Below are 16,924 nucleotides of genomic sequence, written 5' to 3' on the forward strand. Positions count from 1 at the left end.
TCTGTTAAATTTAATTATAGCAGATAAAATCAGTACTACAACCAGCATATTATTTTGTATAATAGTTCCTTTCCAAGGAGATATTCTTTCCAGATAATACCTGGGGCGAACGAAAGATAGGGAAACAAGAAAAACCTCAGGTTCTATTGGGATAAACCACAATTAAAAAACGCTTTAAAGAAATACCTTTTCCCAGACACAAAGCAAAACAGGCTCTACCAAAAAAAGGAAAGCCTGCAGCTTATCGCTTACAGGCTTCCGTTAAATTATTATTCGTTCAGCATTCAGTCCTTTTCCGGCAGGGAGGCTTCGGGGCCTGGTCTGCAAAGAAAGAAATCCTGCTCCTTCTCTAACCAACTAACTAATACACCTCGTTCTTCAGGTAGTTAGGAAAAATGGTATAGTGGCGATCGGCGGCCAGTTCAAAAACCTGCTGGCGTAACTCCTCCACATTTTGTTTTTTGAGGGCCGATACAAACACTTTTTCATTTCCTTCTTTACCGTTTCCATTCTGGCGCAGCCGGCGAAGGTTTATCCAGACCGGGTCTTCCTGCACCGCTTCTGTCAGCTCTTCTTCCGAAGGCGCCTCCTCCAGGTAATTCTCCGGCAGGGCATCTACTTTATTATAAACCATTAAGGTAGGCTTATCGGCAGCGCCAATTTCGGCCAGGGTACCGTTAACCGTTTCAACCTGCTCATTAGCAGCCGGGTGCGAAATATCGACCACGTGCATCAGGATATCTGCCTCATTAATCTCGTCGAGCGTAGATTTAAAGCACTCCACCAGGGTGTGCGGCAATTTACGGATAAAGCCAACAGTATCGGTCAGCAGGAACGGAATCTGGTTAATGACTACCTTTCGAACAGTAGAGTCCACCGTGGCGAACAGCTTGTTTTCGGCAAATACATCGGCCTTGGATAAGAGCTGCATAATGCTGGATTTGCCCACGTTGGTATAGCCAACCAACGCTATGCGTACCATTTTATCGCGATTTTTGCGACGGGTGGCACTCTGCTTTTCTATTTTGTCGAGCTTTTCGCGCAGTAAAGCAATCTTATCGCGTACAATACGACGGTCTGTTTCAAGTTCCTTTTCACCTGGCCCCCTCATACCGATACCACCTTTTTGCTTGCTAAGGTGAGACCACATACGGGTAAGACGGGGAAGCAGATACTGATACTGGGCCAGCTCTACCTGGGCTTTCGCCTGGGCAGTTTTAGCCCGTAAGGAAAATATATTCAGGATTAACAGGCTTCGGTCCAGAATTTTCACCTCCAGCTCGCGCTCCAGGTTTCGAACCTGCGAAGGAGTTAGCTCATCGTCAAAAATAACCATGTCGACCCCTTCGGCTACCACATAGCTCTTAATTTCTTCGAGCTTTCCCTTGCCTACAAAGGTGCGGATATCGGGCTTCTCAAGCTTTTGGGTAAAGAACTTAACGGTTTGAGCACCGGAGGTTTCTGCCAGAAAGGCCAGCTCATCAAGGTATTCGTTCGTTTGTTCAGCTGTTTGGTTGGGAGTTGTAAGCGCCACCAGCACGGCTGTTTCCTGCCGGGGAGCTGTAGAAAAGGTTTTTATCATTCAGTCTTTTTTATATGCTTAGGTATGAATTTCTATTGTTTTTCTTACAATTATATAACTGAAAAGCCCAATGAGAGGTTCCGGTCCCTTGCGTTTTGCCGTACTATTTAATTGGTTTTCACCTAAATAGTTAAAAAGATAATACTTAATTTTGTAAACTTAAATAAAATTGCGCGAATAACTTTATCTGCAAAATATGGCCCCTGTACAAAAAGTACGGGGACTACTTTATGAAAAAGGTTGCTATTGTCATTAACACCTCCTGGAACATCTTCAACTTTCGGCTCAGGCTCATAAAAGCGCTGCAGGCCCAAGGCATGGAGGTATTTGCCATTGCACCTCCCGATGAATACTCTGCCCGCCTCGAAGTAGCCGGTTGCCGGTTTATTCCGGTAAAAATGCAGGGCAGCGGCTCCAACCCCTTCCACGAGTTACGGGTCATCCGGAAGCTGTACGAAGCTTATAAAGAAATACAACCCGATGTAGTATTACACTACACAATAAAACCTAATGTGTACGGCACACTGGCAGCCAGGGCATTGGGCATCCCCTGCATTAACAATGTGAGTGGCCTGGGAACCGTCTTCCTTAATAATTCAACGGTTGCCAAAATTGCGCGCCGCCTGTACGGCTTTGCTTTTCGCTTTCCTCAAAAAGTATTCTTCCAGAATAAAGACGACCAGCGCCTGTTTCTACGATTTAAGCTGGTAAAGCCCGAAATAACAGAAGTAATTCCCGGTTCGGGCATTGACACCACCCGCTTTTCCCCGAACGGCCGGATAAAAAATACTTCCTTTACTTTCCTGGTCCTTTCGCGCCTGTTATATGATAAAGGAATAGCCGAGTATGTAGAAGCTGCCGGAATTTTAAAAAGAAAAGGAATAAAGGCCCGGTTCCAGCTGATGGGTGCCCCGGATCCGGGCCACCGAAGGGGAATTTCCCTGGCTGTTATCGATAGCTGGAAAGAAAAAGGATGTGTGGAATACCTGGGTACTACAGATGATGTGCTCCCCTACATCCGCCATGCCGACTGCGTGGTACTCCCTTCGTACCGGGAAGGAACGCCACGCTCCCTGCTGGAAGCCGCCAGCGCCGGAAAACCTATTGTAACCACCGATGTACCCGGCTGCAATAATATAGTACAGGATGAGGTAAATGGCTATCTTTGCAAAGCGAAAGATGCCCTGGACCTGGCTGATAAAATGGAGCGGATGTACCAGCTCGACAGTCACCACCGGGAAGAACTGGGACGGAAGAGCCGGCAAATTGCGGTAGAGAAGTTCGATGAAAAGATTGTGATTGACCGTTACCTGCAAGCCATTGAAGAAATTACCCGCTGATGAATTGGGCAAACCACCTGTCTTTCCTGTAAAGAAGATAAATACTCAGAAAATTATAAACCATGCGCCTTAAAAAAACGCCAATCGAAGGACTACTGGAAATATACCCAAACATTTTGCACGATGAGCGGGGACTCTTTTTCGAGGCTTATCAATATAAAAAATTAAAGGAATTAGGCATCAAAGACAATTTTGTGCAGGACAACCAGTCCTTTTCCTCAAGAGGTGTGCTGAGAGGTATTCACCTCCAGAAAGCGCCCAGCCAGCAGGCCAAGCTTATCAGGGTAATAAAGGGAAGCGTGCTCGACGTGGCAGTAGACCTTCGGAAGGATTCGGCCACCTTCGGCCAGCATTATAAAACGGTACTGGATGATAAAGAGCATAAAATGTTTTATATTCCGGAAGGCTTTGGCCATGGTTTTCTGGCTCTGGAAGATACCATACTGCTCTATAAGTGCAACGACTACTACGATAAACCCGCCGAATCGGGTATTCTGTGGAATGACCCGGACCTGAACATTGATTGGTCTGCACCCGGATGGCCCGCACCTGGAGGCACGGCCATCGGGGAGCCATTACTGTCTGAAAAAGACCTGCAGCTTCCTACATTTAAAGAATTTGCCCGGGGCCTTTAAGGAATGTGTATGACAAAGTTTATCTTCCGACTTATTTGTTTTGGACTTATTGCCGGCCTCGCGGGCTCCTGCAGAGCCTATAAACAGGATATAATGCTCCGGGTAGAGGACCTGGAGCCCGGAATGTTAAAGATGGAAGTGGCGGAGGCCGAAAGGAATTACACCATACAGCCAGATGACCTGCTGGAAGTAGCCGTTTACACCAATAAAGGCGAGCGTATTATTGATCCCGATTTTGCCCTGATGCGGGAATTAGGTGCCGGCACAGGCCAGGCTCAGCAAAACCGCAGCTCCCCTAAATACCTGGTACAGGAAAACGGGCTTGTAAAGCTTCCGATGATAGGCGAAATTGAGCTGGAAGGCTATACCCTCCCGCAGGCCGACAGTGTTCTTTCCCGGGCCTACAACGAGTATTATAAAGAGTCTTTTGTTCTTACCAGCTTCGTCAATAAACGGGTGGTGGTACTGGGAGCTACCGGCGGCATGGTAATTCCATTGCCTAACGAAAATATGAGCCTGCTGGAGGTACTGGCCCTGGCCGGCGGTATAGCAGGCAAAGGAAAGGCCTATAACATCCGCCTTATCAGCGGCGATTTGGATAATCCACAGGTGCAGCTCATTGATTTAAGTACTATAGAAGGAATGCGGCAGGCATCCCTGCAGGTACATTCCGGCGATATTGTATATGTAGAGCCTATGCGAAAGGTACTTACGGAAACTATTCGGGATATAACTCCGGTTGTAAGTCTTGTAACCAGTGCACTGACCCTGCTGGTGATTATTGTAAATTTGAATCCCTGAGCCTGTTGGGGTCCATTACTAAACTTTTATAAAGTTGAAAGAGAGCGAGTTCAATTTTCGGACCGAAATACCCGATGAGCAAAACAGCAGCCAAAGCAATCTGGACCTGGAGAAGCTCATTAGTGTAGTGCGCAAGAGCCTGCCCTACGTACTGGGGATTTTCATCTTCTGTGTACTGGCTTCCTATCTTTTTATCCGCTACACCAAGCCTCTTTATAAATCGGAGTCGGTACTGCAGCTGGATATAAAGAGTGAGGCAGCGGTTTTCGGCTTTCAGGAAATGCAAAATCCTCCCTCCAGCCGGAATGTCAGCGGAATGTCTGAAGAAATTGAATTAATCCGCTCAAAGCTTTTCCTTACCCAGGTTATTCAGGCACTCGACCTTGATGTGAGCTATTTTACAGAAGGTAAAATATTAGATGACGAAAAATACCGCAGCGCCCCTTTCGAAATTCAGTACCTGGTAAAAGACGAAACTTTCTTTAATAAGAAAATCTTTGTCGACCTCCTCGATAAAGATTATTACCAGCTCCGCTTTGACGCAAACGGACAGGAATTTAGTCAACGTTACCGCTTTGGCGAAAAGGTACAAACTCCTTACCTCGACCTGGTACTGGTGCCGACGGATATTTATACTACAGAAACCGGCAAGGATCCTTACTACTTTATCCTCAACAGCGACAATGCGCTTATACAATATTTACGCGATAAGCTGGAAGTTCAGGTACTAAACCTTAGTGCCAAAACAATTAATGTTTCGTTCACCGATCACAATGCCCAAAAGGCGCGTGTGCTGGTCGATGTGCTGAGCAATCTTTACCTCCGCTATACAGAAGAGGAAAAGAACAGGGCCAATGTTAATAAAATTGAATTCTTAAATGCCCAGCTAAAAGAAACTGAGGCCAAACTGGAAGATTACGAAAACTATTTCGAGAGTTTTACCATCGATAACCGAACAACTAACCTGACTGGCGATATCAATAAAACCATCGGCTTCATGCTGCAAATAGACAGTCAGCGGGTTGAAATAAGGAGGCAGCTCAGTGCCCTCCACAATATCGAACAGCAAGCAAAAAACAACTCCTCCCTCCATAAAGGCAGTTTTAGCAGTACAGGCGAACCACTGCTCCCACCGTCCATTACAGAAAAGCTGGAAAAGGTGAATGAACTGGCAGATGAAAGCAGGCTGCTCCTTGAATCGTATAATGAAAATACAAAAGCCTATCAGCTAAAGCAGAAAGAGCTAAATTTACTGAAGGAAGAGCTCTACCAGGCAGTAGCACTTTACCAGCTACAACTTCAGGAACAGCTGAATAAGCTGGAAGAGCGCCGGGAAACGCTGCAGGCTAATTTTGTGCAGCTCCCTTCGAAAGGAACGGAATTTAACCGCATTGAACGAAACTACCAGCAGTTGATAGGCTTTCTTCTTACCCTGCAGGAGCGCAAAATTGAATTTGAGATTGCCAGTGCCGGTACTACTACGGATTTTAAAATACTTTCATCTGCCAGCCTGCCGGCGTCGCCTATTTCGCCTGACAAGCTGATGATTAATGGCATTGGACTAATGGCAGGCTTGTTCCTTAGCCTCATGTTTGTTGGTACCCGCTATTTTCTTGATAATAAGATCACCAATATTAGCGAAGTAGAGCGATTAAGTGCGGTAACAGTACTGGGCGCCCTCCCGGCTGCCCGGATAAAAAAACAACACGCAAGTTTAATAGTCGCCGAAAATCCAAAATCATCCTTTAGTGAGGCCATGCGCTCTATCCGCACCAATATGGATTTTCTGGCAGCCAGGCAGCAGAACAGGGTAATATCTGTCACCTCCACTGTAAGTGGCGAAGGCAAAACTTTTGTTACCATTAACCTTGCTGGTATTATTGCCTTCTCCGGAAAAAAGGTGGTAGTACTCGACCTCGATATGCGCAAACCTAAAGTGCACCAGGCCTTTGGCGGAGAGAATTCTGAAAAAGGCCTCAGCACAGTGCTTATTGGGAAGCATAATATTGAGGACTGTGTACAAACCAGCAGTATTACAGGACTCGATTATATACCTGCCGGCCCTATGCCTCCCAACCCCTCGGAACTGGTAATGAATGGAGATTTTGACCGGCTACTGGCGGCCCTTAAAACCCGCTACGATGTGATTGTAATTGATACACCCCCGGTAGGCCTGGTAACAGACGGTATCCTGATTATGAAGAAGGCAGATTTACCGCTCTATGTGTTTAAGGCAGAATATTCAAAAAAATCCTTCTTTAAAACCTTAAACCGCCTGACAACCATCAATCAATTTCAGAATATGGCCGTTATTTTGAACGGAGAAAAGCATGGAAAAGGGTATGCCTACGGTTACGGCTATGGCTATGGCAGCGGGTACTATGAGGATAAATAAGTAGCTGCTGGTGGCTGGCACCTGAAAGCTTCCTTATTATTTTTGTTTTCTATTCTCTAAAATTAAAATTCCTGAAACATATTTTGCTAGATTTTTTAAAGAAGAAAAAGAAAAGAACCAGCGTTGCGCCCTTAAGTGTGGATATTCATTCCCACCTGCTGCCAGGCATCGATGATGGCGCAAAGTCGCTGGAGGAATCGCTGGAGCTTTTAACGCACTTCCGCGATTTGGGCTACCGAAAGGTAATTACCACGCCCCATATCATGAGCGATTTTTACCAGAATACACCGGCCATTATCCGCCAGAAACTGGAGGAATTACAGGAGGCAGCAAGGCAGCAACAGCTGGATATAGAAATAAACGCTGCCGCCGAATATTACCTCGACGAGCAGTTTTATGCCCTGCTGGATAAGCCTGAGCAGCTACTGACTTTCGGCAAAAATTATATTCTGTTCGAAACCGGCTTTATAAACCAGCCCGTTATTCTGTTCGACGCTATATTCAAAATGCAGTCGCAGGGACTTAAGCCCATCTTTGCCCACCCGGAGCGGTATTCTTATATACAGGGAAATTACCAGATGGCCCGCGATATCGCCGAAAGAGGAGCGCTCCTGCAGCTCAACCTCAATTCCCTCTCCGGCTACTACTCGCCCATGGCAAAAAAAACAGCCGAAAAGCTCATCGACGACGGGCTCATCAGCTTCGTAGGCAGCGATATGCACAACATCCGCCATATGGAAAGCCTGTCGGATTCGATTAATAAGAAATATTTCGATAAATTGCTCACACTGGATTTGCTCAATAACTCTTTACTCGATTCATGATTTTTCTTACCGGTGCCAGCGGATTGCTTGGCAGTTACATTTGCAGGAAGCTGGTTCAGGAGGGCAATGCTGTACGGGCAATGAAGCGAAAGAACAGCAATCTCGCCCTTCTTCAGGATATTGAAGCAAAAATTGAATGGGTTGAGGGCGATTTGCTGGACATCCTCTCCCTGCAGGAAGGCTTAAAAGGCTGCAGTAAAATTATTCATTGTGCAGGCATGGTCTCTTATCATGCTAAGGATGCCGATAAGCTCATGAAGGTAAACCAGGAAGGAACGGCCAACCTGGTAAATGTAGCCCTGCAGCAAAACATCAGCACCTTTGTTCATATCAGCTCTGTGGCTGCCATAGGACGTTCCGCTAAAGCCGGCAAAATAACTGAGAACTTTAAATGGTCGGAGGCCGATGAGCATACCGCTTATGGCATTAGCAAGCACCTGGCCGAAATGGAGGTATTTCGCGGAGGTGTGGAAGGCCTGGAAGTAGTAATCTTAAATCCTGCTCTCGTACTCGCTCCAGGTCCGTGGGACCAAAGCAGCATGCAGGTGTTTAAGTATGTAAACGAGCAAAGGCCTTTTTATACAAGGGGTTGCATGAATTACATAGATGCCCGCGATGTGGCTAATATCACCCTTCTGGCCCTCGAAGGAGCTTTAAAGGCAGGTGAGCGCTACATCCTTTCTGCCGGCCATATTTCTTACAGGCACTTTTTCGAACTTGCCGCTAAATACCTGCACAAAAAAGCCCCTTCTGTTCAGGTAAATTCTTACCTCTTACAAGCCGCTTATTATTTCGAAGGACTGCGATCGCGCCTAATGGGAGAACAGCCCGTTATTACGAAAGAAACCCTAAAACTTGCGCAGCAGCAGCTGATTTTCGATAACACAAAGATCCGCCAAACACTTGACTATCAATTTATTCCTCTTGAAGAAAGTATCCGCTGGACTTGTCAGCAGTTAAAAGCCTGAAATGCTTCAATTAGGCCTAATTTATTACGCCCTCTGTTATTTCTGGCATTGAATGTGCTATCTTAGATGATAAGAATTAAAGGTTGAAAACGGAATGGCAGAGAACTATAAAAGAAGACAAGAAGAGAAGGAGCTAATCAGAAAATTCGAAGAGGAGCTGAATAGTGCTGATAATTCTTATTTTGAACTGGAGGCTTACGAAACCATTATTAGTTTCTATATCAATAATGGCAAATGGCCAAAAGCAATTAAGGCCTGCACCAGGGCCAGCGAACAATACCCTTTCTCTACAGAAATCCTGGGTTTAAAAATTCAGATTCTTACGCATCTGGAAAAATATACCGAGGCGATGGAAATACTGGAGGAGGCGGAAGCCCTGCAGCCCAACGACTCCGAGGTAATTTCATTAAAAGCCAACATCCTCTCGCATTGCGGCCGGTACGACGAGGCCATTGCCCTTTATGAAAAGGCACTTATTTTCTCGGCCGATAAGGATGAGGTGCACTACCAGATTGGCCTTACCTACCAGAGCCTTGGCAAGTATGAAGAAGCCATCAGTCAGTACAAATCGGCTATTGAGCTAAACATCAATCATGAGAACTCGCTCTACGAACTTGCTTACTGCCTTGATGTAACCGGCCAGCTCGAAAGCAGCCTTTCTTACTATCAGAAGTTTATCGACCGCGACCCTTATTCCTATTATGCCTGGTATAACATTGGCATTATCTACAATAAGCTGGCCCGTTTCGACGAGGCGGTGGAAGCCTATGAGTTTGCCATTGCCATTAATGAGCGCTTTGCTTCGGCCCACTTTAATATGGCCAACTCGCTCATGAACCTCTGCCGCTATTCCGATGCACTGGAATCTTACAAAAACACACATAAGAACGAAGGCCCCAGTGCCGAAACCTACTGCTGTATTGGTGCCGCCTATGAAAAGCTGGGCACTTACGATATGGCCGTAAAATATTACCAGAAGGCTACCAAAATGGACGGCCTTTACGATGAGGCCTGGTTTGGCATAGGCTCCTGCATGATGCAGCAGAACCGGGCCTACGAGTCTATCCACTTTATTACCAGGGCCCTAAAGTACGACAATAATAACCCGCTGTACTGGCAAACGCTGGCCGAAGCAGAGTACAAGATAGGTAATATCATGTCCAGCTTCGATGCTTACCAGGAAGCCAGCCAGCATGACCCCTGCAACCCGGGCATCTGGCTCGACTGGTCTTTAATTTACTATGAGCAGAATGAGTTTGATAAAGCACTGGTTATTGTAAAAGCTGGCCTGGACGAGCTGCCGGATAATGCCGAACTCAATTACCGGGCGGCTGTTTATTTAATTTCTGCAGGTAAATATAAGGAAGCCTTTAATTTTCTGGAAAATGCTTTAATTTTGGACTTTGACAAGCATACCTTGCTTTTTGACTTCTTCCCTAAGCAGGAGACCCAAAAAGCACTGTACAAGATCATTGACCAATTTAGAAAATAAAGCATTTGCATGAATTACCAATTAGCGCAAATCCCTGACAGGACACAGAAACCGCGGGATTTTGGCTTTACCATGGCAATGGATAAAGGCCTGAGCATAAGGGAAGTAGAAGACTTCCTGAGCATGTCCAGCGAATATGTAGATATTGTAAAACTGGGATGGGCCACCTCCTTTGTAACACCAAACCTTAAGGAGAAACTCCGGGTATACAGAGAAGCAAATATACCAGTGTACTTTGGCGGCACGCTCTTCGAGGCTTTTATCGCCCGTAACCAGTTCGACGACTACCGCCGTATCCTGGACGAGTTCGAACTAACGCATGCCGAGGTATCGGACGGCTCTATTGAACTGGACCACCAGCTGAAGTGTGAGTATATCCGCCAGCTATCTGAGCAGGTAACAGTACTTTCAGAGGTAGGCTCTAAAGATGCCGATAAAATCATTCCGCCTTACAAATGGATTAACCTGATGCAGGCGGAGCTGGATGCCGGTGCCTGGAAGGTAATTGGTGAAGCGCGCGAAGGAGGAAATGTTGGGCTCTTCCGCAGCAGTGGGGAGGTACGCTCCGGCCTGGTAGAAGAAATTCTCACCAAAATTCCTTTCGAAAAAATTATCTGGGAGGCTCCGCAAAAGTCTCAGCAGGTGTGGTTTATTAAATTGCTGGGCGCCAATGTAAACCTTGGAAATATCGCTCCAAATGAAGTGATTCCGCTGGAGACCATCCGCCTTGGATTGCGTGGCGATACTTTTAGCCATTTCCTTTCCGAAACAAAATAATAGCAGAATCTATTTATAAACAGGCTTCTCTCCACAGGGGAAGCCTGTATCATTTATTGCTGTTTTCTGATTTAAAACTTCGCTAATTTTACCGGATATATCATTCTTCCGGACTGGCAATTATTTCTGCATGAGAACTTTTAAAGATTACTTTCTTCTGTATCTGAAAGGTATAGGTATGGGCGGAGCCGATGTTGTTCCGGGTGTGTCGGGCGGTACGGTTGCTTTTATCACCGGCATTTACCAGGAGCTCCTGGATACCATTAAGTCTTTCGATGTAGAAGCCCTGGAGCTTTTAAAGGCGAAACGCCTTAAAGATTTCTGGCAACATATTAACGGCACCTTTCTGGTGGTACTGCTTGGTGGCATTGTTACCAGTTTACTAACACTGGCCCAACTAATTGTGTACCTGCTGGCAACCTATCCTATACAGGTATGGTCCTTCTTTTTCGGGCTCATCATCATCTCGGCCATACTGGTGTTTAAAGAAATCAGGAAGTGGAGTATCTGGGTCGCGCTGTTTGGCTTAATAGGCATTGGAATATCGTATTATATCACCATTGCCGCTCCGGCCGAAACGCCTACCGACCTGTGGTTTATTTTTATTGCAGGAGCCGTAGCCATTTGCGCCATGATACTTCCCGGCATCTCAGGAGCCTTTATTCTGCTCCTCTTTGGTAAGTACGAGTATATCCTCAGCTCCCTTCGCGACCTTAACTTTAGCGTTATTATTGTTTTTGCACTGGGCTGCGCTACAGGATTGCTCAGTTTTGTACGCCTGATTTCGTGGTTGCTCGACCGTTACTACAATATGGCCGTGGCCCTGCTGGCAGGTTTTATGGTCGGTTCCTTAAATAAGGTATGGCCATGGAAGGAAGCGCTACTGTACCGGGTAGACAGCCACGGCGTTCGGAAAGCAGTGGTCGAGGAAAGTGTAAGCCCTACTGTTTATGCGGAAGTGACCGGACAGGACCCATTAGTACTATCGGCAGTTTTGTTCATGGCCCTTGGCATTTTTATGATTGTAGCCATCGAAAAAATAGCGGCCGATAAGGTTGGCCCTGAAAAATAATATTATGCGCCTGTTTGGTTTAATTGGATATCCCCTCGGCCACTCTTTCTCTAAAAAGTATTTTAGTGAGAAGTTTAACAGGGAAGATATTGCAGATGCCCGTTATGAGCTTTTCGAGCTGCCTGAAATCGCAGGTTTTAAATCGCTTGTGGACTGCCTCCCTGAACTGGAGGGACTGAATGTAACCATCCCCCATAAGCAGGCTGTAATTCCTTACCTTGATGTACTGGAGGAGAGCGCTAAAAAAGTAGGTGCCGTCAATGTCATCCGCCTGCAAAACGGGAGGCTTACCGGCTATAATTCCGATTACTTTGGTTTTAAGCGATCGCTCGAGCAATGGCTGCCAAAGAGCAGGAGAGAACTGCAGGCACTCGTTTTAGGAACTGGAGGTGCTTCCAAAGCTGTTAGCGCCGCCTTAAAGGATTTGAACATCCCTTTTCAACTTGTTTCCAGAACGGCCGGGCCGCAGCTGCTGAGCTATCAGGCCCTAAAAGCTCAGCCAGAATTGTTAAAGGAACACCAGCTGATAATCAATACAACCCCCTTGGGGACAGCCCCCCATACTGAAGAGGCCCCTCCGCTCGATTACCAACTCCTCACCCATCAGCACTTTCTCTATGACCTGGTATACAACCCTGCCAAAACCCGCTTTATGCAGTTAGGTGAAGCCCAGGGGGCACAGGTAAAGAACGGACTGGAAATGCTGCAGCTACAGGCAGAAAAGGCCTGGGAAATCTGGAACTCCTGATGTACTGATGTTGGAATAGGCTAACGTGTGGGTTCTCTGAACTTATAAAACTCAAATGGCTGAATTAATCCTAATATTTTTGGGAGGAGTGCACACTTTTGCTCATTTTTTTGTTCTGAATGAAGGCCTTTTAGCCCTTGATGAAAAATCACTAACTTGAACTGACGTAAAATTAAGCTTCGGCCACTCAGTAAAATGTGTCACCAAGTGGTTTTTAGCACATTTACGCATCAGCAAATCAGCACATTATATATGGATTTTAGATTAGTCTCTGATTACGAACCCACCGGCGACCAGCCCGTAGCCATTCAGCAGCTCGTGCAGGGCCTTAATGCCGGGGAGCAGTCGCAGGTACTGCTGGGGGTAACAGGCTCCGGCAAAACTTTTACCGCCGCCAATGTTATTCAGCAGGTAAATAAGCCTACCCTGGTATTGAGCCACAATAAAACCCTCGCCGCCCAGCTGTATGGCGAGTTTAAGCAGTTCTTCCCCGATAATGCAGTCGAATATTTTATCTCTTATTACGATTACTACCAGCCGGAGGCCTTTATTCCTACCTCTAACCTCTACATTGAAAAGGACCTGGCCATTAATGAAGAGATTGAGAAGCTACGCCTCAGTGCTACTTCGGCACTCCTTTCGGGCCGCCGCGATGTAATTGTGGTGGCCTCTGTTTCCTGTATCTACGGTATCGGAAACCCGGAGGAGTTCGGAAAAAATGTAATCAAGGTTCAGGAAGGTGACCGTATTCCGCGTAACCAGTTCCTCTTTTCATTGGTCGATATTCTCTACAGCCGAACGGAAGGCGAATTCAAGCGGGGCAACTTCAGGGTAAAAGGCGATACGGTCGATATTTTTGTGGCCTATGCTGACTTTGCCTACCGCATCATTTTCTGGGGCGATGAGGTAGAGGCTATTCAGCGTATTGATCCGGAAAGTGGCAAAAAGATATCTGATGAGCGACTTATCAGTATCTTTCCGGCCAACCTCTTCGTAACCGGCAAGGATGTGCTGCAGCAGGCAATAAAGGAAATACAGTACGACCTTACCGACCAGATTTCCATGTTTGAGAAGGATCGCCGCCTGCTGGAGGCTGCCCGCATAAAAGAGCGCACGGAGTTTGACCTGGAAATGATTCGGGAGCTGGGCTATTGCTCCGGCGTGGAGAACTACAGCCGCTACTTCGACCGCCGCCAGCCAGGCTCCCGCCCCTTCTGCCTGCTCGACTACTTCCCGGACGATTACCTGATGATTATCGATGAAAGCCACGTTACGGTTCCGCAGGTGCGGGCGATGTGGGGGGGCGACCGTGCCCGTAAAATTAACCTGGTCGATTATGGCTTCCGCCTCCCATCGGCCATGGACAACCGGCCGCTGACCTTCAACGAGTTTGAAGATAAGATGAACCAGACCATCTTCGTGAGTGCCACCCCTGCCGAGTATGAGCTCCGCCGGTCGGAAGGTATAGTCGTAGAGCAGATTATTCGCCCTACCGGCTTGCTCGACCCGATAATTGACGTACGCCCCAGCCTGAACCAGATCGATGACCTGCTACAGGAAGTCGATAAACGGACAGAAAAAAATGAACGGGTACTGGTAACAACGCTCACAAAACGCATGGCCGAAGAACTAACCAAATTTATGGAAAGGGCCAATATTCGCTGCCGCTATATCCACTCAGAGGTAAAGACGCTTGACCGTGTAGAAATTCTCCGTGGGTTGCGCCTGGGAGAATTTGATGTGCTGATAGGGGTAAATCTGCTCCGCGAGGGCCTCGATCTTCCGGAAGTGTCGCTCGTAGCCATTCTGGATGCCGATAAGGAAGGCTTCCTGCGGAACGAACGTTCCCTGGTGCAAACCATCGGCCGTGCCGCCCGTAACGCCAATGGCTATGTGATTATGTATGCCGATAAAGTAACGGATTCGATGCAAAAGGCGATAGACGAAACCACCCGCCGCCGTGCCATCCAAATGGAGTACAATGCCGAGCATGGCATTACGCCAACTACCGTATTAAAATCACGCGAATCGATTCTTGGCCAGACAAAAGTAGCTGACTCTAAAAAGCAGGAAGTGGGCAAACAGAAGAAATTCTATGCCGGCCCTGAGGAAGGCATGTCTGTTGCCGCCGACCCTGTCGTGGCCTATATGAATGCAGACCAGCTGGAGAAACTCATCAAGGAAACTCAGAAAAGAATGGAGAGAGCCGCCAAAGAACTTGACTTTATGGAGGCCGCCCGCCTGCGCGATGAGCTGACAGACCTGAAGAAGATGAAAGAGGAGAAGGCCGTTTAGACGGGAGATTTGAGACGTGAGAATGAGATAAGGGCAAAAAAAAGAGGCTTTCCTTTGTCAGAAAAGCCTCTCTTGTTTTTTGCTAAGCAAGAGAACGAAAGTCTCCTATCTCACGTCTCCCGTCTCGTCTCTGCTACTATTTCGCCTGCTCGTATCTTTTAGACACAGCATCCCAGTTTACCACATTCCAGAATGCGCTGATGTAATCAGGGCGCTTGTTCTGGTACTTCAGGTAGTAGGCATGCTCCCATACATCAAGACCAAGGATAGGGGTGCCTTTTTCTTCGGCAACATCCATTAATGGGTTGTCCTGGTTGGCGGTAGAGGTAACGGCTACTTCGCCATTGTCTTTTACAATTAACCATGCCCAGCCGGAACCGAAACGGGTAGCGGCAGCATTGGCAAACTCTTCTTTAAACTTGTCGAAAGAGCCGAATTTCTTGTTGATAGCTTCAGCCAGAGCGCCAGAAGGCTGTCCGCCTGCATTAGGGCCCATTACGCTCCAGAACAGATTATGATTGTAATAACCACCGCCATTGTTGCGTACTGCGGTATTGCCTTTTACGTTCTTCAGAATTTCTTCGATAGATTTGTTCGCCATATCGCTGCCTTCGATGGCTGCGTTCAGCTTATCGGTGTACGCCTTATGATGCTTACCATGGTGGATTTCCATGGTCTGCTTGTCGATATGTGGTTCAAGCGCATCAGACGCATAGGGTAAGGATGGAAGTTCAAATGCCATATGTAAAAATTATTAAAAGGTTAAACAATGATTCAAAAATATAAAAAAGTCTGCTTAAAAAGCGGGACTGTGTAAAGCACCGAAGGTAAAACATGCACATAACAAACGCAACCCCTTAGCGCTTTTTCCGCAACTGCCGGAAGAAGTCATCCACGAGAGCTTTACATTCCGCCTCCAGCAGCCCACTCACCACTTCTGTTTTAGGATGAAGTAGAGAAGGTGTCATGCGGCTGTAGCCCCGCTGCTCATCGGAAGCCCCGATTACCAGTTTTTTAAGTTGGCCCCAGTAGAGGGCGCCGGCGCACATATTGCAGGGCTCCAGCGTTATATACAAGGTGCAATCGCTCAGGTATTTGCCGCCCAGATAATTGGCTGCCGCCGTCAGGGCCAGCATTTCCGCATGAGCGGTAACATCATTCAGGCGTTCCGTCTGGTTATAGGCGCGGGCAATAACTTTATTGTTCGATACCACCACGGCCCCAACCGGAACTTCGCCTTCTTCAAAAGCCTGCTGTGCCTGCCTCAGGGCCTCGCGCATAAAATGCTCATCCGTATAAACCGATAACATCTCAGAGTGTTTTTTTAAGCTTCAGCGACTCCATTATCTCTGCTGCCACCGGAGCCCATATTGTTTTTTCCTTAGCCGGGGCGGTAAAAGAAAATATAGCCACTTTTCCTTCCACCAGCACATAGGCGATATAAGTATATTTACTAAAGCCCTCACTCTTCCGGATAACACCTTCCTCACTTTGGCCTGAACCAATATATTCAAATACCGCTGCCGGCATTTTATCGGTTTCGGTGGTTTCTTCTTTCATAAAATCAATATCGGAATACAGGCCGCCCAGGGAGGCCTTGTAAAAGTCTTTTACCAGCGGAAGGTCGAAGTGCTGCCATTGATTGTTGGAAACATTTATCACAAACTCCGCCTGTCCGTTAGGGCTGGTATAGAGAGCAATGGGCTGGCGGGTAGAGATATATCTTTCGCTCAGCGCCTCTTCCGGCACAAGCGTAAAATTCTCGGGAAGCTTTACACTAATGCCATCAGTCACTTTTACCCGCTGCAGACGGCCCGGCTGCTGAAAGCTCATCGCCAGCAGACAAATAGCCAGCAGCGAAAATATTTTGATCTTCTTCATTAACTTATTTTTCCTTATCTGTAAGATACAAAAATACGCAGGCGGTACAAGTCCGCCAAACGCCTCTGAAGTACAGAAACCGCAGCACTCCTTCCCTTTCAGGACCAGAATCAG

At 47.0% G+C, this 16,924-nt stretch carries 15 protein-coding genes; 11 read left to right on the forward strand and 4 right to left on the reverse strand.

All coding sequences use genetic code 11. From position 1 onward, the window contains the following. Positions 1–361: 361 nt before the first annotated feature. Entirely contained in the window at positions 362–1,582 is a 1,221-nt protein-coding gene (gene hflX / locus F752_RS0102905) for a GTPase HflX (protein ID WP_017730230.1), read from the reverse strand. 230 nt (positions 1,583–1,812) lie between these two features. Between hflX and F752_RS0102910 the strand changes: the two genes are divergently transcribed. From F752_RS0102910 to uvrB, 11 genes are all read left to right on the forward strand, one after another. Next, entirely contained in the window at positions 1,813–2,922 is a 1,110-nt protein-coding gene (locus F752_RS0102910) for a glycosyltransferase family 4 protein (protein WP_017730231.1), read from the forward strand. Positions 2,923–2,984: 62 nt separating this feature from the next. Then, positions 2,985–3,557 carry a dTDP-4-dehydrorhamnose 3,5-epimerase gene (gene rfbC, locus F752_RS0102915; RefSeq protein ID WP_017730232.1) on the forward strand — a complete coding sequence of 191 codons (573 nt, stop codon included), beginning with the start codon at positions 2,985–2,987 and terminating at the stop codon, positions 3,555–3,557. A gap of 9 nt (positions 3,558–3,566) precedes the next feature. Continuing rightward, entirely contained in the window at positions 3,567–4,358 is a 792-nt protein-coding gene (locus tag F752_RS0102920; protein ID WP_017730233.1) for a polysaccharide biosynthesis/export family protein, read from the forward strand. A 34-nt stretch (positions 4,359–4,392) separates the two neighbouring features. Then, complete coding sequence (locus F752_RS0102925; RefSeq protein ID WP_017730234.1) at positions 4,393–6,753, forward strand: GumC family protein; 2,361 nt, start codon at positions 4,393–4,395, stop codon at positions 6,751–6,753. A gap of 83 nt (positions 6,754–6,836) precedes the next feature. Next, positions 6,837–7,577, forward strand: coding sequence for a tyrosine-protein phosphatase (locus F752_RS0102930; RefSeq protein WP_017730235.1), 741 nt, complete (start codon positions 6,837–6,839; stop codon positions 7,575–7,577). After that, positions 7,574–8,545 carry an SDR family NAD(P)-dependent oxidoreductase gene (locus F752_RS0102935; protein WP_017730236.1) on the forward strand — a complete coding sequence of 324 codons (972 nt, stop codon included), beginning with the start codon at positions 7,574–7,576 and terminating at the stop codon, positions 8,543–8,545. The genes F752_RS0102930 and F752_RS0102935 overlap by 4 nt, the downstream gene beginning before the upstream one ends. A gap of 94 nt (positions 8,546–8,639) precedes the next feature. Further along, entirely contained in the window at positions 8,640–10,037 is a 1,398-nt protein-coding gene (locus tag F752_RS0102940; protein ID WP_017730237.1) for a tetratricopeptide repeat protein, read from the forward strand. 9 nt (positions 10,038–10,046) lie between these two features. Beyond that, positions 10,047–10,814, forward strand: coding sequence for a phosphosulfolactate synthase (locus F752_RS0102945; RefSeq protein WP_017730238.1), 768 nt, complete (start codon positions 10,047–10,049; stop codon positions 10,812–10,814). 130 nt (positions 10,815–10,944) lie between these two features. Beyond that, on the forward strand, positions 10,945–11,886 hold the full coding sequence (locus F752_RS0102950; RefSeq protein WP_017730239.1) for a DUF368 domain-containing protein: 942 nt from the start codon (positions 10,945–10,947) through the stop codon (positions 11,884–11,886). A 4-nt stretch (positions 11,887–11,890) separates the two neighbouring features. Then, entirely contained in the window at positions 11,891–12,634 is a 744-nt protein-coding gene (locus F752_RS0102955; protein ID WP_026135474.1) for a shikimate dehydrogenase family protein, read from the forward strand. A 252-nt stretch (positions 12,635–12,886) separates the two neighbouring features. Further along, the gene (uvrB, locus tag F752_RS0102960; RefSeq protein ID WP_017730241.1) at positions 12,887–14,929 is read left to right on the forward strand and encodes an excinuclease ABC subunit UvrB; all 2,043 of its coding nucleotides are present in this window, start codon (positions 12,887–12,889) and stop codon (positions 14,927–14,929) included. Between the two features lie 136 nt (positions 14,930–15,065). On the opposite strand, the gene F752_RS0102965 is transcribed toward uvrB, so the two are convergent. The 3 genes from F752_RS0102965 to F752_RS0102975 all read right to left on the reverse strand — a co-directional run bounded on the left by F752_RS0102965 (position 15,066) and on the right by F752_RS0102975 (position 16,810). Beyond that, positions 15,066–15,671, reverse strand: coding sequence for a superoxide dismutase (locus F752_RS0102965; RefSeq protein ID WP_026135475.1), 606 nt, complete (start codon positions 15,669–15,671; stop codon positions 15,066–15,068). A gap of 115 nt (positions 15,672–15,786) precedes the next feature. Beyond that, positions 15,787–16,239, reverse strand: a complete 453-nt coding sequence (locus tag F752_RS0102970) for a nucleoside deaminase (protein ID WP_017730243.1) — start codon at positions 16,237–16,239, stop codon at positions 15,787–15,789. Position 16,240: 1 nt separating this feature from the next. After that, positions 16,241–16,810 (reverse strand): hypothetical protein, encoded by a 570-nt coding sequence (locus F752_RS0102975; RefSeq protein ID WP_017730244.1) that lies wholly within the window; start codon positions 16,808–16,810, stop codon positions 16,241–16,243. Positions 16,811–16,924: the final 114 nt, after the last annotated feature.

This window comes from Nafulsella turpanensis ZLM-10 (assembly GCF_000346615.1).
Classification (GTDB): Bacteria; Bacteroidota; Bacteroidia; order Cytophagales; family Cyclobacteriaceae; genus Nafulsella; species Nafulsella turpanensis.

Coding starts and splice junctions, on each gene's coding strand:
- hflX (WP_017730230.1), bottom strand. CDS start 1,582: ATGATAAAAACCTTTTCTACAGCTCCCCGGCAGGAAACAGCCGTGCTG.
- F752_RS0102910 (WP_017730231.1), top strand. CDS start 1,813: ATGAAAAAGGTTGCTATTGTCATTAACACCTCCTGGAACATCTTCAAC.
- rfbC (WP_017730232.1), top strand. CDS start 2,985: ATGCGCCTTAAAAAAACGCCAATCGAAGGACTACTGGAAATATACCCA.
- F752_RS0102920 (WP_017730233.1), top strand. CDS start 3,567: ATGACAAAGTTTATCTTCCGACTTATTTGTTTTGGACTTATTGCCGGC.
- F752_RS0102935 (WP_017730236.1), top strand. CDS start 7,574: ATGATTTTTCTTACCGGTGCCAGCGGATTGCTTGGCAGTTACATTTGC.
- F752_RS0102940 (WP_017730237.1), top strand. CDS start 8,640: ATGGCAGAGAACTATAAAAGAAGACAAGAAGAGAAGGAGCTAATCAGA.
- F752_RS0102945 (WP_017730238.1), top strand. CDS start 10,047: ATGAATTACCAATTAGCGCAAATCCCTGACAGGACACAGAAACCGCGG.
- F752_RS0102950 (WP_017730239.1), top strand. CDS start 10,945: ATGAGAACTTTTAAAGATTACTTTCTTCTGTATCTGAAAGGTATAGGT.
- F752_RS0102955 (WP_026135474.1), top strand. CDS start 11,891: ATGCGCCTGTTTGGTTTAATTGGATATCCCCTCGGCCACTCTTTCTCT.
- uvrB (WP_017730241.1), top strand. CDS start 12,887: ATGGATTTTAGATTAGTCTCTGATTACGAACCCACCGGCGACCAGCCC.
- F752_RS0102965 (WP_026135475.1), bottom strand. CDS start 15,671: ATGGCATTTGAACTTCCATCCTTACCCTATGCGTCTGATGCGCTTGAA.
- F752_RS0102970 (WP_017730243.1), bottom strand. CDS start 16,239: ATGTTATCGGTTTATACGGATGAGCATTTTATGCGCGAGGCCCTGAGG.
- F752_RS0102975 (WP_017730244.1), bottom strand. CDS start 16,810: ATGAAGAAGATCAAAATATTTTCGCTGCTGGCTATTTGTCTGCTGGCG.